The organism is Janthinobacterium tructae (assembly GCF_006517255.1).
Lineage (GTDB): Bacteria > Pseudomonadota > Gammaproteobacteria > Burkholderiales > Burkholderiaceae_D > Janthinobacterium > Janthinobacterium tructae.
Genome location: NZ_CP041185.1, coordinates 415949 through 433734, shown reverse-complemented (window position 1 = coordinate 433734; position 17786 = coordinate 415949). Strand labels below are relative to the sequence as shown.

The following is a 17786-nucleotide window of genomic DNA, read 5'->3' as shown; positions in this document are numbered from 1 at the left end:
GGGGTTTCACCGTTAAAACAAACGCGTCAAAACTTCATTTCCAGGGTCGCGCGCGCCTGCGGCGAACTCGGCGAAATGCTGTTGCGGGCTATCGTGCCGCTGGCATCCGTGTAGATGGTGTCGCTTTCGAAGTCTTGCGCCAGCAAGTTCGACACGGCCAGGCGCAGCTGGTTCTTCGCATCGAATTTCCACAGCGCATAAATATCGAGGTCGCGCCGCGGCGACGTATAGGCGCTCTGGCGCTCGGTGATGCGCACCGGGCCGCCATTGCGGAAATTGAAGCTGCCACCCGTGGTCAGCACGCCATCGGGCGTCTTGTAGTCGAGACCGAAGTTGCCGCTGACGGGGGTTTGCTGGTCGAGCCGGTTGTTTGGCCCCGGTACCTGCTCCACTTGCGACCAGTTGCGGCTGACGCTGGCGCGCAAGTCGATGGCCGGCACGGGCGCGGACAATACGGCGCGCAGCGGAAACTTCGCTTCCAGCTCCAGTGTCTGCGTATTCGCACGGCCATCGTTGACGGGCGTCGATACCCAACGGTCATTGATGAACAGCAAGCCCTGGCGCGTATAGCCGTCGATGCGGCGGGCCGAGGCGCGCGCGCTGAGCAAGGCGCCCTCGGCCCAGTAATGTTCGTACGAAGCATCGATGCCCAGCGCCAGCTCCGGTTTCAGATACGGATTGCCTTCGCGATCGGGGTCCGTCTGGCTATTATTGGTCGAGGTATTGCGGCGCGGAATCAGGCTCGCCGTAGGCTGCGCCTTGTAGGTGCGCGTCAAGGCCAGGCGCACCTGGTCACCCTTGGTATCGGGTAACTTCCACAGGGTTTGCAGCAACGGACTCCACACACTGGTGCGCTGATTCACTTCGTCGTAGGTATCGCCCGCGCTGCGCGTATCGATGCCTTCCCAGCGCACGCCCGCATACATGGACCAGCGCGGCGTGATTTCCCAGTCATCCTGCACAAACAGGGCCAGGCGCTTGATGGTGGCGTCGAAACCCTCGTCGCTGTTGACGGGCGGGCGCGCGCCCAGGGCCGCTTCGCGCTGGCGGCGCGTTTCGTCGCGCTGCGTGTGCGCGCCATCCCAGCCCATGGACAGGGCATGGCCCGGCAGCAAGGGCGTGGAATACTTGCCGGTGGAACTGACGCCGTTTTCCGTCGCCTTCACGCCCACCTGGCGCTCGAGCGCCAGGCCGCTGCCGTCGATAAAGCCCTGCTGCAGGCTGTCGGACGTATTGCGGGCGGCCGAAGCGCCGATTTTCAGTTCCAGCCTGGCGCCGCCAGCCAGCTTGTGCATCCACGTCAGGTCGCTGCGGCCGAAAGCGTTGTGGTTGCTCGAGCTGCCCGTATTCGTGTCGTAGTCGGGGCGCAAGCCCTGCTCTGTTTGCGCGCGGCTGATATTGCGATGATTCGAGCGCCCGCCATTGAAGAAGAATTGCGCCGTCAGATTGTCGCCGCCGGCCAGCACCCAGTTCAGGCGCGGCGACAGATTGATGCCCTCCGGACGGCCATCGCCGGTGCCATTCGTGCGGCGCAGCAGGTTTTGCCGGCCGTCAGGTGCATAGCCCAGTTCCAGTCCGGGATTGTCGTAGTGGTAATCGTAGCGGAACAGCGAGCCGGCCATCGAATACGAGAAATTGCCGTCTCGGTCGGACAATTGCAGATTGACGCTGGGCGAGAAACTCACGTCGCTGCCCTGTACACCCAGCTTGAGCTCGCGCTGCGCTGTTTTGACGGCCTTTTTCAGCACCACGTTGATGGTGCCGGCGATCGATTGCGTGCTGTATTCGGCGCTGGCCGCGTGCAAAATCTCGATGCGCTCGATCACGTCGGGCGACAGGGTGTCGAGCGAGAAGCCGGCCGGCGCCCGTTCGCCGTTGAGCAATATCTGCGTATAGCCGCTGCCCAGGCCGCGCATGCGGATTTCACCGCCCGAGCGCCCGGCCGCGCCGGACACGGTAATGCCGGGCAAGCGCTTGAGCACGTCGGTGACATTCGTGTCGCCATACTTGAGGATTTCCTCGCTGCCGACGACCATCTTGCTGGCCGTATCGTCGCGGCGCGGATCATAGCCGCTGCCCTTGACTTCGACGCTCTGCATGGCGGGCGCAGCTGGCTTTTCAGCCTTCAGCGGCGCGGCGGCGTTATCGGTGGCGAGCGTTTCGGATTGCTGGGCCTGGGCATTCAAGGCAAGTAAAACGGCGGAACAAAGGACGGTAAGACGGAGGCAACGGCGTGGCATCATGACCTGGCTAAAAAAAGTTGGCTGAATAAAAATGGCTAAATGCTAAAAAACAGGCCGCTATATTGTGCTGCAATTTTTTCCGACTGGCACAGTTTCCTGAAAATATTTCCTATAGCAAATTAAATTCGGCGGCAGGCTGTGATACGCACCCTTGCATACGGCGCATATCATTGCGCGCCACATCGCCGCTATAATGCGTTTTCACCATTGTTCCCATCCCCCCGTCAAAGGCTTCCCATCGTGTCTGACCGTCTTGCCGTTTTGCCTCAATATCTGCTTCCAAAAGGAGCGTTGACCAATTTTGCCGGCCGCATCGCTGGCGCCAAAGGCGGCGCCATGACCACGCGTTTGATCCGCTGGTTCGTCGGCCGCTACAACGTCAACATGGATGAGGCGCTGGACCCGGACATCACGCACTACACGAGCTTCAACGACTTTTTCACGCGCGCGCTGCGCCCCGATGCCCGTCCGCTGGCGCAGGCCGACTACGTCTGCCCCGTCGATGGCCGCATCAGCCAGTTCGGCAGCATCGACAAGGACCAGATCTTCCAGGCCAAGGGCCACAACTTCAGCACCACGGCCCTGGTGGGCGGCGATGCGGCCCTGGCGGCCCAGTTCGAACACGGCAGCTTCGCCAATCTGTACCTGAGCCCGCGCGACTACCACCGCATCCACATGCCGTGCGATGGCCGCTTGACGCGCATGATTTATGTCCCTGGTGAATTATTCTCCGTCAACCCCACGACGGCGCGCGGCATTCCCGGCCTGTTCGCCCGCAACGAGCGCGTCGTCTGCGTGTTCGACACGGCCAACGGCCCCTTCGTCATGACCCTGGTCGGCGCAACCATCGTCGGCAGCATGGCCACCGTCTGGCACGGCGTCGTCAACCCGCCCCGCACGGGCCAGGTGCGCGACTGGAGCTATGCGAACGACAATGTGGTGCTGAAACAGGGCGAAGAGCTGGGCCGCTTCCTGCTCGGTTCCACCGTCGTCATGCTGTTCCCGAAAGACACCGTGCAATTCAATGCAAACTGGCAACCAGCCGGCCCCGTGCAGCTGGGCGAAGTCATGGGCAACGCACCCAAGTAAGCGAGCGGAATGGGCGCCTACACGGGCGCGTCCGTGCGGTACATTTCCTCCATCAAGTCCAGGAATGCGCGCGTCTTGGCCGGCATCAGCCGCCGGCCGGGAAACACAGCCCAGCCCGTGACCAGCGGGAAACTCCACTCCGGCAACACGCGCACCAATTCCCCCGTCTCCACATAGGCCTTGGCAAAGCGGTCCGTGCTGGCCGCGATGCCCACGCCCGTGCAGGCCATGCGCACCAGCAATTCCGGCGAATTGGCCAGCAGGCGCACGGGTAAATCGCGCTCCCACGTCGTCTTGCCACGGATCAAAGTCCAGTGCACGAGGCCATGCACGGCGCGCGGCAAGCTGAGCAAATCATGGCCGTATAAATCGTCGGGATGCTCAGGCAAGCCGTGCACGCTCGTGTATTGCGGCGAGGCATACAGGGCCAGGGTGCTGAAGGCAACGCGGCGCGCGGCCAGGCTGGCATCGTCGGGCAGGTTGCCCATGCGGATGGCCAGGTCAAAATTTTCTTCCAGCAAATCCACGCGGCGCGCCGACAAGTCCAGCTCCAGCGAAATGGCCGGGTAGCGGCGCACGAACTCGGCCAGCACCTGGCGCATCAGCGCGTCGCCGAAGTCGGCCGGCATGGAAATGCGCAGCAAGCCGCTGGGACCCGCCTGGCGGTGCTGAGCCAGCGCGCCGGCCGCTTCCGTTTCCTCGACCACCTTGCGCGCATGTTCGAGCAGGCTGGCGCCAAATTCCGTCAGCGCCAGCTTGCGCGTGGTGCGCAGCAGCAGCCGTTCGCCCAATTTCGCTTCCAGCAGCGAGATACGGCGCGACAGGGTCGACTTAGGCAAGTCCACGCGCTCGGCGGCACGCGAAAAACTGCCGCACTCGACGACGCGCGCGAACAGCAGCAAATCTCCGGGATCGATATCCATATTTTTGATTGTTGCATGAGTGGATTAATGTTATCCATTTTAACGGCTTCCGCATCAATTTTGGAATTGCTATAGTTCATCCATCGCAAGACACCTCACACGGAGAAACAAGATGAACATCCTGCAAATCAATTCCAGCGCCCGCAGCACCGGTTCCGCCTCGACCCGTTTGGCTGACGCCATCGTTGCCCGCGTGCAAGCCGCCAACCCCGGCGCCGCCTTGGCGCGCCGCGACCTGGCTGCCGCACCGCACCCCGTGCTCGACGAGCCAACCCTGCAAGCGCTGTTCACTCCGGCCGACAAGCGCACGCCGGAGCAAGCGGCCCGCATCGCCCTGGACGACGCCCTGATTGCGCAAGTGCAAGCAGCGGACGTGATCGTCATCGGCGCACCGATGTACAACTTTGGCATCACCGTGCAACTGAAAAGCTGGTTCGACGCGATTGCCCGCGCCAACGTCACCTTCAAGTACACGGAAAACGGCCCCGTGGGCCTCCTGACCGGCAAGAAAGTCTACGTGGGCCTGTCCCGCGGCGGCTTGCACCGCGATAGCGCCAACGATAGCCAGGTGCCTTACCTGAACACCATGTTCGGTTTCCTGGGCCTGACGGACGTGCAATACGTGTATTCGGAAGGCATGGGCATGGGCCCGGAAGCCGTGGCCAAGGCGCAGGCGCAAGCGGACGCCGAAATCAACGCGATCCTGGTGTAAGTCAAAGATTGATGGGCATCAAACCGGGGCGGCGCACGAGCGCCGTTCTTCCCAACCGGAGAACACAATGAGCGATACCACCACCGTCAACAAGCCACGCGGCGTCGAGCGCGTGATCGCCGGCCAGGCCGTCATGGATGGCGCCGGCGTGAAGATCAACCGCGTGCTGACGCAGCAGCTGCAGCGCCGCCTCGACCCGTTTTTGATGCTCGACAATTTTGCCAGCGACAAGCCGAACGACTATATCGCCGGCTTTCCCGAGCATCCGCACCGGGGTTTTGAAACGGTCTCGTACATGATCACGGGCCGCATGCGCCACAAGGACAGTGCGGGCCACGAAGGCTTGCTGACTTCGGGCGGCGTGCAATGGATGACGGCCGGCAGCGGCGTGATCCACTCGGAAATGCCGGAACAGGAAGAAGGCGTGATGGAAGGTTTTCAGCTATGGCTGAACCTGCCCGCGCGCGACAAGATGCGCACGCCGTGGTACCGCGATTTCACCAGCGCCGAAATCCCCCGCTACACGACGGACGACGGCGTGGCCGTGCAAGTGATCGCCGGCGCCAGCCATGGTGTGACGGGCGCCGTGCAGCGCGAGCTGACGGAACCGCTGTATCTCGACATCGACTTGCCGGCCGGCAGCAGCTTCGAGCAGCCATTGCCGCCAGGCCATAACGCTTTCCTCTACACTTTCCGTGGCGAAGTGCAGGTGGACGGCAAGGCCGTGCCCGCCCTGCGCATGGCGATCTTCGCCAACACGCCGGGCAGCGACGGCGTACGTATCGAAGCGGCGCAAGGCGGCCGCGTGATTCTCGTCGCCGGCCAGCCCTTGAACGAGCCGATCGCGCAGTACGGTCCGTTTGTCATGAATACCCAGGCGGAAGTGTTCCAGGCCGTGCAGGACTTCCGTGAAGGCAAGTTTGGCGAGACGGCGGCACAGTAAAAATGTTTGCTTAAGGAAAAACCTGCAGCGCCATCAAGCCTGCAGGTTTTTTTACGTGCCGACTATGTTGTTGCTTTTCAATTACACTGACGGCAACCTCATTCCACAAAGCATTCCATGCCGCCGACGCACACCGAACACGACGCCACCCATTTGCACGCCCACCTGAAGGGCGACGCCCAGCACACCCACTCGTTCGAGGGGCGCAGCCAGAGCATCCTCGCGTGGGCGCTGGGGCTGACCCTGTCATTTGCCGGCATCGAGGTCATCGCCGGCTTCCTGTCCAATTCGCTGGCCCTGATTTCCGACGCGGGACACATGGTCACGGACGCGGCAGCGCTGGGTCTGGCCTTGCTGGCGCAGATCATCGCGCGCCGCCCGCCGTCGCCGCGCCACTCGTTCGGCTTCGGCCGCGCCGAGGCGCTGGCCGCCTTCGTCAACGGCCTGGCCATGCTGTGCGTGGTGGGCTGGATCTGCTATGAAGCCGCGCTGCGCTTTTCCGCCCCGCAACCGGTGAAGGGCGGCATGGTCTTCGTCGTCGCCTTCATCGGTCTGGCGATCAACGTGGTGGTGGCGTGGGTATTGTCGAAAGACAAGCAAAGCGTCAACACGCGCGCCGCCCTCGTGCACGTGATGGGCGATTTGCTCGGTTCGGTTGCCGCCATCATCGCCGGCGCCGTGATTTACTTTACGGGCTGGATGCAGATCGACCCGCTGCTGTCCGTGCTGGTGTCGCTGCTGATTTTAAAATCGACCTTCGGCGTGCTGCGCGAGTCGTATCACTTCCTGATGGAAGGCGTACCCATGCACATCGACTACATCGCCGTGGGCACGGACGTGGAGCAAGTGGACGGCGTGATTGCCGTGCATGATCTGCATGTGTGGGACATGTCGCCGGGCCAGCCGGCCCTGATCGGCCACGTGGAAATCGAACACCTCGACCATTGGCCAAAGGTCTTGCGCGCGATCAAGAAGATGCTGTTGGCCAAGCATGGCATCGATCATATTACTTTGCAGCCGGAGACGGCGGCGATGGCGGGCTTGCATGCGAGTGACAAGACGCATTAACACCAGGTTCAACAAGCATCCCAACGCCTGACAAAACCGTAGCGAGCGGAAGGTAGAGGTGGTCGAGAAGCGCAACCGTACTCTAGTACGGTGAGCATCGCAGGCCGCCTGTACCGACGCGCAGTAGGTTTGGTCAGGCGTCAGCTACGCCGCGCCTCTAACACGCCACTGACATCTTTAATCACATTCAGCGCCTTCAACAGCTGCGCCGTCGAGCTGATCTCGGCCGTAAAGGTCATGCGGGCCTGGCCCTTGGCGCTTTGGGTGTTGACGCCGATGACGTTGATTTTCTCTCGCGAAAAGATTTCGGAGATGTCGCGCAGCAAGCCCTGGCGGTCGCCGGCCAAAATAAAGATGTCGACCGGGTACACGGTATCGTGGCCGCCCGTGCTGCCCCACTCCGTGAAGATCACGCGCTCGGGCGCCTTGGCGCGCATTTCCTCGAAATTCTTGCAGGTGGCGCGGTGTATCGACACGCCCTTGCCGCGCGTGACGAAGCCGACGATGCTGTCCGGCGGCGCCGGTTTGCAGCACTTGGCCAGCACCGTCATCAAGCCCTCGGTGCCCACCACCAGCACGCCGGACTTGGCGCCCTGCTCCACGCTGGAAGCGCGGCTTTTTCCCACCAGCACGGCGTCTTCCGGCACCACCACTTCGCCATTGTCGTGCAGCGCCTGCTCCACGTGGCGCAGGCTGAATTCATCCTTGCCCACCGACAGGAACAACTCATCGACTTTGGCAAAGCCCAGCTTTTGCGCCAGCGCTTCCAGATTGACGGCCGTCTTGCCTTCGCGCTGCAAGGATTTTTCCACCAGCGCGCGGCCGTGGGCCAGGGTTTCCTGCATGTCGATGGCGTGGAACCAGGCGCGGATCTTCGAGCGCGTGCGCGTGCTGACGGCATAGCCGGCGCCCAGCCAGTCGCGCGATGGACCGGCCGTACCCGGCGCACCCTTGGCTGTGATGATTTCGCAGGTCTGGCCATTCTTTAATTGCGTATTCAGGGGCACCATGATGCCGTCGACCTTGGCGCCGCGGCAGCGGTGACCCACGTCCGTGTGCAGGTGATAGGCAAAATCGACGGGCGTGGCGCCCACGGGCAATTCCAGCACCCGCGCCTGCGGCGTCATGACGAAGATGCGGTCGTCCAGGGTGGCCGATTTGAGCTTTTCCACCCATTCGCGCTGGATTTCTTCCTGGCCCACGACAGCGTCGGCCACTTCCGTCTTCCACGCCAGCAACTGGCGCAGCCAGGCGATCTTTTCGTCGTATTTCTGGCCGGCAAAGTTCGAGCCGCCCTCTTCCTTGTAGCGCCAGTGCGCAGCCACGCCGTATTCGGCAAAGCTGTGCATTTCATTCGTGCGGATTTGCACTTCCAGCGGGCGGCCATCCTCGGCCGTCACCACCGTGTGCAGCGACTGATACCCGTTCGGTTTCGGCCGCGAAATGTAATCGTCGAATTCTTTCGGGATGGGGGTCCAGATATTGTGGACCACGCCCAGTACCGTGTAGCAGGTTTTCACGTCGGAAACGATGACGCGGAAGGCGCGCACATCGTACAGGGCCGTGAAATCGAGTTCCTTGCCGCGCATCTTGTTCCAGATGCTGTAAATGTGTTTCGGGCGGCCAAATACTTCGGCCTGAATACCGGCCGCAGCCAGTTCCGTCTGCAGGCGCAGAATCGCCGAGGAAACAAAGCCCTCGCGCATCATGCGCTTTTCTTCCAGCATCTTGGCGATGCGTTTATACGCTTCCGGTTCGATGAAGCGGAACGACAAGTCTTCCAGTTCCCACTTCAGCTGCCAGATGCCGAGGCGGTTGGCCAGCGGCGCGTACAAATCCAGCGTTTCCTTGCCGTATTCGCGCGTCATTTCGTTGAACAGTTTTAGTTCGGCAAAGTAACGCAAGGTCGTCACGCAAGCGGCCAGGCGCACCAGCACGACACGCATGTCGGAAGCCATCGCCAGCAGCATCTTGCGCAAGGTTTCCACCTGGGCCACGGCTTGCTGCGCCGCATTCTTGCCGCGACCGGCAGCGCTGCCGTGCTGCGCCTGGGTCAGCGCGCGCAAACGGATCAGCTGGCGCACGCCTGTCGCCAGGTCGCACACCTGCTTGCCGAAGCGCGGCTCGATATCGGCCGCCGTATCCGGCTCCAGCAGGGTCAGCTCGAACATCAGGCCGGCAATGCGCGTTTCCGCATCGCTGCGCAGGAAAGCCAAGGTAGTGGCCACGCCGATGGCGAATTCCAGCGCTGAACGGCCGGCAAAGGTCTGCTTGTCGCCATACGCTTCGGTGGCATACGCGAACGCGTCCAGCACGCGCGCGCTGTCCGGCGCACTCAAGCCCTCTACCAGTTGTTCCGAGGTGACGCTATTCGGGGCCGAGATGGAAACCATGTAATGCCTTATAAACTAAATAACTGAATAACCTAGCGCTCTGCAGCGATGATGACGATTTCAACCAGGCATGCCGGATTGGCCAGCTTCGCCTCGACGGTGGCGCGCGGCGGGGTGTGGCTTGACGCGACCCAGTCATCCCATACTTCATTCATGCCATCGAAGTCTTTCATGTCGGCAATGTATATCTGGCACGACAGGATGCAGGTCTTGTCGCTGCCCGCTTCCGCCAGCAAACGGTCGACATGGCCGAGCACTTCGCGCGTCTGGCCGACGATATCTTGTGTGGTGTCTTCGGCGATCTGGCCAGCCAGGTAGATGGTGTTGTTGTGTATGGCTACTTCGGAGAGGCGTTTGCCTACGTGCAGTCGTGTAATTTCCATGCTTCTTCTTTCGGTTGTTTCAAAATCTGTACAGCGTTACTGATTATTACTTGCCCAGCAAAAACTTGCGCGCGATGGCGATCTGGTCGTCGTGCACGAAGGTGGGCGCATGGCCCACGCCGGCGATTTCCACCAGCTGCGCCTTCGGGCCGCGGCCCAGCATGATCTGCGCCGTCGCGTGCGACAGCAAATCGGACTCCGACCCGCGCACCAGCAAGGTGGGGCAGCGCACGGCATCATACGCGGCCCACAGCATGGCTTCGTCGCTGGCCGCCGATTCCGGCGTGGCCGAACGGAACGGCATGGCCAGACCCATATCATAGTGGCGGCGCCAATGGCCATCCTTATCCTGACGCAACACATCCACCGCCAGTTTATGCCATTCCGCGTCCGTGTGCGGGCCGAAGCTGGCGGACACGTCGCGCACAAACCTGGCGCCCTGCTCAAAGGTTTCGAAACGCAAGTCCTGGCCGATGTAGTCGCCAATGCGCTGCAAGGCTTCCGGCGCCAGGGTCGGGCCGATATCGTTCAGCACAAGTTTGCTGATCGGGCTGTCCGGCAACGAGGCCAGGCCCAGGCCGATCAAGCCGCCCATCGAGGTGCCGAACCAGTCCACCGTCTGGCGCTCGCCATTGGCCAGCACGCGCGCCAGCAGGGTCACCATGTCGCTCACATATTGCGGTACGCGGTAGAACTGCGGATTGGCCAGCCAGCCCGAGCGCCCGCGCCCGACCACGTCGGGGCAGATGACGCGGTAATCGCTGGCCATGGCGCGTGCCAGGTTGTCGAAGTCGTCCGCCACGCGCGTCACGCCATGGGCGCAGACGAGCACGTTCGGATTGTCGGGCGCCCCCCACTCCTTGTACGACATGGTATGCAAGCCTGCGGGGGAGATGCACTGGACGGATTTGATGCTCGCTTCGATCATGCCAATTCCTTATTTGATATAAAAAGAGCACCGCTTTCTGCCTGCCAAGGGGTGTCCCGCGCGCGACGCTACGGCAGTGTAGCGCAGCGCGGGCAATGCTCCAAGCGCACGGCTGAAATGCTGCGCCGCAGCACAGCACTGGCACCTTCGCCATGGCGCAATACCCGATATAGCGAAACTGCATATCTGCGGTTATCCACAATTGAGCCGGCCCGGCAATGGGCGGATGATCGCAGCATCAACCCGCAAGAGGAGACCACTCGTGAAAAAACCATTCTATAAAATCCTGTATGTCCAGGTGCTGTTCGCCATCGTGGCAGGCGTGCTGCTGGGGGTGTTCTACCCATCGAACGCCGTCGACATGAAACCGCTGGGCGACGGCTTTATCAAACTGATCAAGATGATCATCGCCCCGGTGATCTTCTGTACCGTGGTCTCCGGCATCGCCGGCATGCAGGACGTCAAGAAGATCGGCAGAGTCGGCGGCAAGGCGCTGCTGTACTTCGAAGTGGTCTCCACCTTCGCGCTGGCCATCGGCTTGCTGGTTGCCAATATTCTCAAACCGGGCGCCGGTTTCAACGCCGATCCCGCCCACCTGGACGCCAAGTCGATCGCGCAATACACGCACGCTGAAGGCTTGACGACGGTGGACTTCCTGATGAACATCATCCCGAAGACCTTCGTCGACGCCTTCGCCAAGGGCGACATCCTGCAAGTGCTGCTGATCGCCATCCTGTTCGGCTTCTCGCTGTCCCTGCTGGGCGAGCGCGGCCGTCCGGTCACCAAGCTGATCGACGAGCTGTCGCATGCCATCTTCGGCATGGTCAACATCATCATGAAAGTCGCTCCCGTCGGCGCGTTCGGTGCGATGGCCTTCACCATCGGCAAATACGGCCTGGCTTCGCTGATCCCGCTGGCTAAACTGATGGGTTCGTTCTACCTGACCTGCTTCCTGTTCGTCTTCGTCGTGCTGGGCCTGATCGCCAGGTACACGGGCTTCTCCATCGGCCGCTTCTTGCTGTACATCAAGGAAGAACTGCTGATCGTGCTGGGCACGAGCTCGTCGGAATCGGCCTTGCCGGCCCTGATGAAAAAACTCGAGCGCCTGGGCTGCTCGAAACCGGTGGTCGGCCTGGTCGTGCCTACCGGCTACTCGTTCAACCTGGACGGCACCAACATCTACATGACCATGGCAGCTCTGTTCGTGGCACAAGCGACCAACACGGAACTGACCATCTGGCAGGAACTGACCATCCTGGGCGTGGCGATGCTGACCTCGAAAGGTGCGTCCGGTATCACGGGCGCCGGCTTCATCACCCTGGCCGCCACCCTGGCCGTAGTGCCGACGATTCCCGTGGCCGGCATGGCGCTGATCCTGGGCATCGACCGCTTCATGAGCGAATGCCGCGCGCTGACCAACTTCGTCGGTAACGGCGTGGCCACCATCGTCGTGTCGAAATGGGAAAAAGAACTGGACATGGACAAGCTGCACAGCGAGCTGGCCCATCCCACCCACCCGACCGACGACGCCTACGTCGCACCGGCCGTGAATATCGTCAAGTAAGCGCCTCATTCACTGGAAAAGCCCCGCGGAGCGATCCGCGGGGCTTTTTTCATTACGCGCAAGTTTTACCGCATCATTAACCAGTAGTAAATCATGCATCAATATTTATCATGATGATCAATGAATAAAAAACCATTACAGTGCTGTCACCTGTTCGCCGCCAGGCTCCCGCATAATGACATTGCGCTAATGCAAGCCTGACACCGAACCATCCACTTTTTGAATGGAGTACGCCATGTCCCTCTCGCCCGCCCTCTACGCCACCTGGTCCCCACGCTTGCTGGGCCTGCTTCGCATCATCCTCGGTTTCCTCTTCCTGCAGCACGGCACCGCAAAACTGTTCGGCGCGCCGCATGTGGCCATGTTCGATGGCTTGCAACTGCTGTCCGTGATGGGCGCGGCCGGCGTCATCGAGCTGGTCGGCGGCAGCTTGCTGCTGGTGGGCCTGTTCACGCGCCCCGTCGCCTTCATCCTGTCGGGCCAGATGGCGGCCGCCTATTTCATGGCGCACGCGCCAAACGGTTTCCTGCCTATCCTGAACGGCGGCGAAATGGCCGTGATGTACTGCTTCACCTTCCTGTACTTCGCCGCTGCGGGCGCCGGCGCCTGCAGCCTGGACGGCTTGCGCGGCAAGGCGGGCGCATAAAAAAAAGGCGGACATCGCTGTCCGCCCTGCTTCAATACGACAATCCGCTTATGTTCCGCTTACACGGCGGAAACATCCAGCTCTGCACCCGTGGCCGCCTGCACTTGCTCCTTGGTCACGCCCGGCGCCAATTCCACCAGCTTCAGGCCGTTTTCCGTCACGTCGATGACACCCAGGTCGCTGATGATGACGTCCACCACGCCCACGCCCGTCAGCGGCAAGTCGCACTGTTTCAGCAATTTATGCGACGTCGTGCCATCCTTGGCCGTGGCCACGTGCTCCATCAGCACGACGACGCGCTTGACGCCGGCGACGAGGTCCATCGCGCCGCCCATGCCCTTGACCATCTTGCCTGGAATCATCCAGTTCGCCAGGTCGCCCTTTTCCGATACTTGCATGGCGCCCAGGATGGCCAGGTTGATCTTGCCGCCGCGGATCATGCCAAACGAGTCAGCCGAGCTGAAGTAGGCAGCGCCGGGCAAGGCCGTCACCGTCTGCTTGCCGGCGTTGATCAGGTCGGCATCGACTTCCGCGTCGGTGGGGAACGGGCCGATACCCAACAAGCCATTTTCCGACTGCAAAAACACTTCCATATTGTCCGGCACATAGTTCGCCACCAGGGTCGGCAAGCCGATGCCCAGGTTCACATAAAAGCCATCCTGCAATTCCTTTGCCGCGCGCGCGGCCATTTCGTCACGTGTCCAAGCCATGATAATCTCCGTATTCTTTTTTATGCTTCAGAGCGCACGGTGCGCTGCTCGATGCGTTTTTCCGGGTTCGCGTTGACCACGATGCGGTGCACGAAGATGCTGGGGGTGTGCACCTGGTCCGGGTCGATCTCGCCCACTTCGACCAGTTTTTCCACTTCGACGATGGTGATCTTGCCCGCCATGGCCACGTTCGGGTTGAAATTGCGCGCCGTCTTGCGGTAAACCAAATTGCCGGCGCGGTCGGCCATGTAGGCTTTCACCAACGATACGTCAGCCACGAGGCTGCGTTCCATCACGTATTGTTCGCCGTCGAACTCGCGCAGTTCCTTGCCGTCGGCAACGATGGTGCCCACGCCCGTCTTGGTGAAGAAGGCCGGAATGCCGGCGCCGCCGGCGCGCAGTTTCTCGGCCAGGGTGCCTTGCGGCGTGAATTCCAGTTCCAGTTCGCCGGCCAGGTACTGGCGCGCGAATTCCTTGTTTTCGCCCACGTAGGAGGCGATCATTTTCTTGATCTGGCGCGTGGTCAAGAGCTGACCCAGGCCGAAGCCGTCCACGCCGGCGTTGTTGGAAATGGCCGTCAGGCCCGTCACGCCCGAATCGCGCAAGGCGCCGATCAGGGCTTCGGGAATGCCGCACAGGCCGAAGCCGCCGACGGCGATGGTCTGGCCATCTTGGACGATACCGGCCAGCGCAGAGGCGGCGTCAGGATAAACTTTATTCATGGGTGTCCCTCTATCTTTTGTTAAGCTTTGGTCTTGAGTCCATGACTCAGGCAGCGACTCAGCATAAAATACGCGAGTGGAAAGTACAATACCGTAGAACTACCGGCGCCGTGCCGGCAATCCCCCTGTGAGAGTGATACGTATCAGATGAACGCCGCGTCAGCCATCGATTATGAAAGTATCTTCCTGCACGCGCCCGTGGGCATGTGCATGTCGGAAAACCGCATCATGCGCAGCTGCAACGAGGCGCTGGCATCCATGTTCGGCTATGCACGCGCCCAGCTCGACGACCAGTCCTTCGAAGTACTCTACCCCACGCACGACGAATTCCTGCGCACGGGTGACCGCATCATCCCCATCATGAACACCAAGGGCCGCTATTCGGACGAGCGCATCATGCGCCGCAGTAATGGTGAATTGTTCTGGTGCCATGTGACGGGCCACGCCATGCTGCCGGGCCAGCCACTGGGAGCGGGCATCTGGACGTTTGAGGATGTCAGCGAGAAACGCCCCGTGACGGCCCAGTTGACCCCGCGCGAGCGCGAAATCGCCGCCCTGCTGGTGGAAGGCAAGACCAGCAAGGTCATCGCCCGCCAGATCGACCTCAGCCCGCGCACGGTGGAAATGCACCGCGCCAAGCTGATGCGCAAATTCGCCGCCGCGACCTCATCCGAGCTGGTGCACAAGCTGGTGGGACTGCAGCTGCAGCGCTAGGGACCGCAGCTGCCGGTTTCAGCGCGGTGCTTAAAACGTGCTCATTCCACCGTCTGCGGAAATGATCGCGCCGTTGATAAAGTGCGAATCTTCGCCCGCCAGCAGCAGCAGCAGCCCGTCCAGATCTTCCGGCTTGCCCGGACGCTTGTTCGGCAGCATCTCGATCAGCTTCTTGCCCTGCTCGGTGGCGAAATAATCTTCATTGATCTCGGTGGAGATATAGCCGGGGCAGATGGCGTTGGTGTTGATGCCATACTTGCCCCACTCCACGGCCATGGCGCGCGTCATGTGCACCATGCCCGCCTTGCTCATGCAATACACGCCGATCTGCGGCAACACTTGCAAGCCCGCCATCGAGGCGATATTGATGATGCGGTGCTGTTTCTTCGGGTCGCCCTTGGCGCGCGCGATCATGCGCTTGGCCGTCTGCTGGGCCACGAAGAACGAGCCGCGCAGGTTGGTGTCCATCACGAACGAGTAATCTTCGGGCGTGACGTCGACCAGGCGTTGCGTGGTGGAGACACCGGAATTGTTGACGAGAATATCGATGGGGCCCGCTTCCGTTTCCGCATGCGCGATGGCCGACTTGATGCTGGCGAAGTCGGTCACATCGAGCGACACCACGTGCGCGGCGCCGCCATCGGCTTCGATTTCGGCGCGCAATTCCTTCAGGCGTTCGGTGCGGCGCGACGCCAGCACGACCTGTGCGCCGGCCTGGGCCAGCACTTTCGCAAAGCGCGCGCCGAGGCCGCTCGATGCGCCGGTAATCAGGGCAATCTTGCCCTCGAAATTGACTTCTATGCCCACGAGCTACTCCTGTTTTATTTTAGACAACACTTTACACCGTGCCACTGGCACAGGGGCAAAATACCCCGCGTCACACTTGAGCAAAGGTAAACGCCATCATTACACAAAATGGCTGGATTTAGATTGCGGCGAGGGGCAATGTCACGCAAAATGGCGCCAAAGTTGCAATCCTCGCCAAAAACAAGCACACTCGTGCTTAAATTTATCCGAAGATTCCTCACCCACCCATTTAGTGACTAACAATCGAGACCATGACACAGCCTAATAACTTAGTTGAACAGTACGGACCGCGCGAGACCATGGAGTATGACGTGGTGATCGTCGGCGGCGGCCCCGCAGGCTTGGCGGCGGCCATCCGCCTGAAACAGCTGGCCGCTGAAAAAAACCAGGAAGTGTCCGTCTGCGTGCTGGAAAAAGGCGGCGAACTGGGCGCGCATATCCTGTCCGGCGCCATCATGGACCCGAAAGCGCTGAGCGAACTGATACCGAACTGGAAAGAACTGGGCGCGCCCCTGAACACGGCGGTGACGGAAGACCGCATCCTGTTCCTGACGGAAACCAAAGCGTATAAAACGCCGAACTTCGCCGTGCCGGCCTGCTTTGAAAACCATGGCAACTACATCGTCTCGCTGGGCAATGTGGTGCGCTGGATGGGCCAGCAGGCGGAGAACCTGGGCGTGGAAATCTTCCCCGGTTTCCCTGCCGCGGAAATCCTCTACAACGACGACGGCTCCGTGAAAGGCGTGGCAACCGGCAATATGGGTGTCAAGCGCGATGGAGAACCGGGTCCCGACTTCCAGCTGGGCATGGAATTGCACGCCAAGTACACCTTGTTCGCCGAAGGCGCGCGCGGCCACCTGGGCAAGCAATTGATGGCCAAATACGACCTCAACGCCGGCAAGGATCCGCAATCGTACGGCATCGGCATCAAGGAATTGTGGGAAATCGACCCTGCCCTGCACCAGCCGGGCCTGGTGATCCACTCCACCGGCTGGCCGCTGGACGCGAAGACCTATGGCGGCTCCTTCCTGTACCACCTGGAAAACAACCAGGTCATGGTCGGTTATGTGGTGGGCCTGAACTACGAAAACCCGTACCTGTCGCCATACGAGGAATTCCAGCGTTATAAAACGCATCCGGAAATCCGCAAGTTCTTCGAAGGCGGCAAGCGCATCTCGTACGGCGCGCGCGCGATCACGGCCGGCGGCCTGCAATCGCTGCCAAAGCTCGTGTTCGCCGGCGGCGCGCTGATCGGCTGCGATGCGGGCTTTTTGAACATGAGCCGCATCAAGGGCAGCCACGCCGCCATCAAGAGCGGCATGCTGGCGGCGGACGCGGCCTTCGGCGCGCTGGGCGAACAGCGCCAGCACGACGAACTGGCCAGCTACCCTGTCGCGTTTGAACAATCCTGGCTGCATGAAGAGCTGCACGTGGCGCGCAACGTCAAGCCTTGGCTGTCGAAAGGCCTGTACCTGGGCAGCTTGATGACGGCCGTCGACCAGATGCTCTTCCGCGGCAAGGCGCCATGGACCCTGCACCACACGCATGGCGACCACGAATGCCTGAAACCGGCGGCCCAGTCGAAAAAGATCGCGTATCCGAAACCCGATGGCAAGCTGACCTTCGACAAGATGTCGTCCGTCTTCATCTCGAACACCAACCACGCGGAAGACCAGCCGATCCACCTGACGTTGAAGAACGCCAGTGTGCCCGTCGACGTCAACCTGGCCATGTATGCGGGGCCGGAAGCGCGTTACTGTCCTGCCGGCGTGTACGAGTTCGTGAAGAATGAGGACGGCGCCGAGCGCCTGCAGATCAATGCGCAGAACTGCGTGCACTGCAAGACCTGCGACATCAAGGACCCGACGCAGAACATCGTGTGGGTGACGCCGGAAGGCGGCGGCGGACCGAATTATCCGAATATGTAAACTGCTGATTCCT

General features: G+C 61.3%; 16 protein-coding genes. 8 read left to right on the top strand and 8 right to left on the bottom strand.

Translation table 11 applies throughout. The annotated features are described in order from the left end of the window. Positions 1-26: 26 nt before the first annotated feature. A complete protein-coding gene (locus tag FJQ89_RS01950) occupies positions 27-2186 on the bottom strand; it encodes a TonB-dependent receptor plug domain-containing protein (RefSeq protein WP_243136360.1) in 2160 nt (719 codons plus the stop codon). Between the two features lie 297 nt (positions 2187-2483). Here FJQ89_RS01950 and asd point away from each other — a divergent pair, with 297 nt between their 5' ends. Continuing rightward, positions 2484-3332, top strand: a complete 849-nt coding sequence (gene asd / locus FJQ89_RS01945; protein WP_141168816.1) for an archaetidylserine decarboxylase — start codon at positions 2484-2486, stop codon at positions 3330-3332. 17 nt (positions 3333-3349) lie between these two features. Here asd and FJQ89_RS01940 read toward each other — a convergent pair whose 3' ends face one another. Next, entirely contained in the window at positions 3350-4255 is a 906-nt protein-coding gene (locus FJQ89_RS01940; RefSeq protein ID WP_141168815.1) for a LysR family transcriptional regulator, read from the bottom strand. Positions 4256-4367: 112 nt separating this feature from the next. Between FJQ89_RS01940 and FJQ89_RS01935 the strand changes: the two genes are divergently transcribed. The 3 genes from FJQ89_RS01935 to FJQ89_RS01925 all read left to right on the top strand — a co-directional run bounded on the left by FJQ89_RS01935 (position 4368) and on the right by FJQ89_RS01925 (position 6978). After that, complete coding sequence (locus FJQ89_RS01935; protein WP_141168814.1) at positions 4368-4967, top strand: FMN-dependent NADH-azoreductase; 600 nt, start codon at positions 4368-4370, stop codon at positions 4965-4967. Between the two features lie 67 nt (positions 4968-5034). Then, entirely contained in the window at positions 5035-5910 is an 876-nt protein-coding gene (locus FJQ89_RS01930) for a pirin family protein (RefSeq protein ID WP_141168813.1), read from the top strand. Between the two features lie 117 nt (positions 5911-6027). Beyond that, positions 6028-6978: a cation diffusion facilitator family transporter gene (locus FJQ89_RS01925; protein ID WP_141168812.1), complete on the top strand. Its 951-nt coding sequence runs from the start codon at positions 6028-6030 to the stop codon at positions 6976-6978. Between the two features lie 140 nt (positions 6979-7118). Here the strand turns inward: FJQ89_RS01925 and FJQ89_RS01920 are convergent, their stop codons facing one another. From FJQ89_RS01920 to FJQ89_RS01910, 3 genes are read right to left on the bottom strand one after another with little or no spacing between them, the layout of a single operon-like run. Beyond that, positions 7119-9371, bottom strand: a complete 2253-nt coding sequence (locus FJQ89_RS01920; protein WP_141168811.1) for a RelA/SpoT family protein — start codon at positions 9369-9371, stop codon at positions 7119-7121. Positions 9372-9403: 32 nt separating this feature from the next. Continuing rightward, positions 9404-9754, bottom strand: a complete 351-nt coding sequence (locus tag FJQ89_RS01915; protein ID WP_099759545.1) for a RidA family protein — start codon at positions 9752-9754, stop codon at positions 9404-9406. A gap of 46 nt (positions 9755-9800) precedes the next feature. Further along, positions 9801-10682 carry an alpha/beta fold hydrolase gene (locus FJQ89_RS01910; RefSeq protein WP_071077799.1) on the bottom strand — a complete coding sequence of 294 codons (882 nt, stop codon included), beginning with the start codon at positions 10680-10682 and terminating at the stop codon, positions 9801-9803. Between the two features lie 226 nt (positions 10683-10908). On the opposite strand from FJQ89_RS01910, the gene FJQ89_RS01905 reads away from it, so the two are divergent. Next, entirely contained in the window at positions 10909-12246 is a 1338-nt protein-coding gene (locus FJQ89_RS01905) for a dicarboxylate/amino acid:cation symporter (RefSeq protein ID WP_243136359.1), read from the top strand. A gap of 235 nt (positions 12247-12481) precedes the next feature. Continuing rightward, positions 12482-12892 (top strand): DoxX family protein, encoded by a 411-nt coding sequence (locus tag FJQ89_RS01900; RefSeq protein WP_141168809.1) that lies wholly within the window; start codon positions 12482-12484, stop codon positions 12890-12892. Between the two features lie 59 nt (positions 12893-12951). Here the strand turns inward: FJQ89_RS01900 and FJQ89_RS01895 are convergent, their stop codons facing one another. Beyond that, on the bottom strand, positions 12952-13602 hold the full coding sequence (locus FJQ89_RS01895) for a CoA transferase subunit B (protein WP_071077802.1): 651 nt from the start codon (positions 13600-13602) through the stop codon (positions 12952-12954). A gap of 20 nt (positions 13603-13622) precedes the next feature. Beyond that, positions 13623-14324, bottom strand: a complete 702-nt coding sequence (locus FJQ89_RS01890; RefSeq protein ID WP_141168808.1) for a CoA transferase subunit A — start codon at positions 14322-14324, stop codon at positions 13623-13625. Between the two features lie 147 nt (positions 14325-14471). Here FJQ89_RS01890 and FJQ89_RS01885 point away from each other — a divergent pair, with 147 nt between their 5' ends. Then, positions 14472-15038, top strand: a complete 567-nt coding sequence (locus FJQ89_RS01885; protein ID WP_099759549.1) for a LuxR C-terminal-related transcriptional regulator — start codon at positions 14472-14474, stop codon at positions 15036-15038. 30 nt (positions 15039-15068) lie between these two features. Here the strand turns inward: FJQ89_RS01885 and FJQ89_RS01880 are convergent, their stop codons facing one another. After that, positions 15069-15845, bottom strand: coding sequence for an SDR family oxidoreductase (locus tag FJQ89_RS01880; RefSeq protein WP_034752351.1), 777 nt, complete (start codon positions 15843-15845; stop codon positions 15069-15071). A 251-nt stretch (positions 15846-16096) separates the two neighbouring features. On the opposite strand from FJQ89_RS01880, the gene FJQ89_RS01875 reads away from it, so the two are divergent. Further along, positions 16097-17773: an electron transfer flavoprotein-ubiquinone oxidoreductase gene (locus FJQ89_RS01875; protein WP_205704554.1), complete on the top strand. Its 1677-nt coding sequence runs from the start codon at positions 16097-16099 to the stop codon at positions 17771-17773. Positions 17774-17786: the final 13 nt, after the last annotated feature.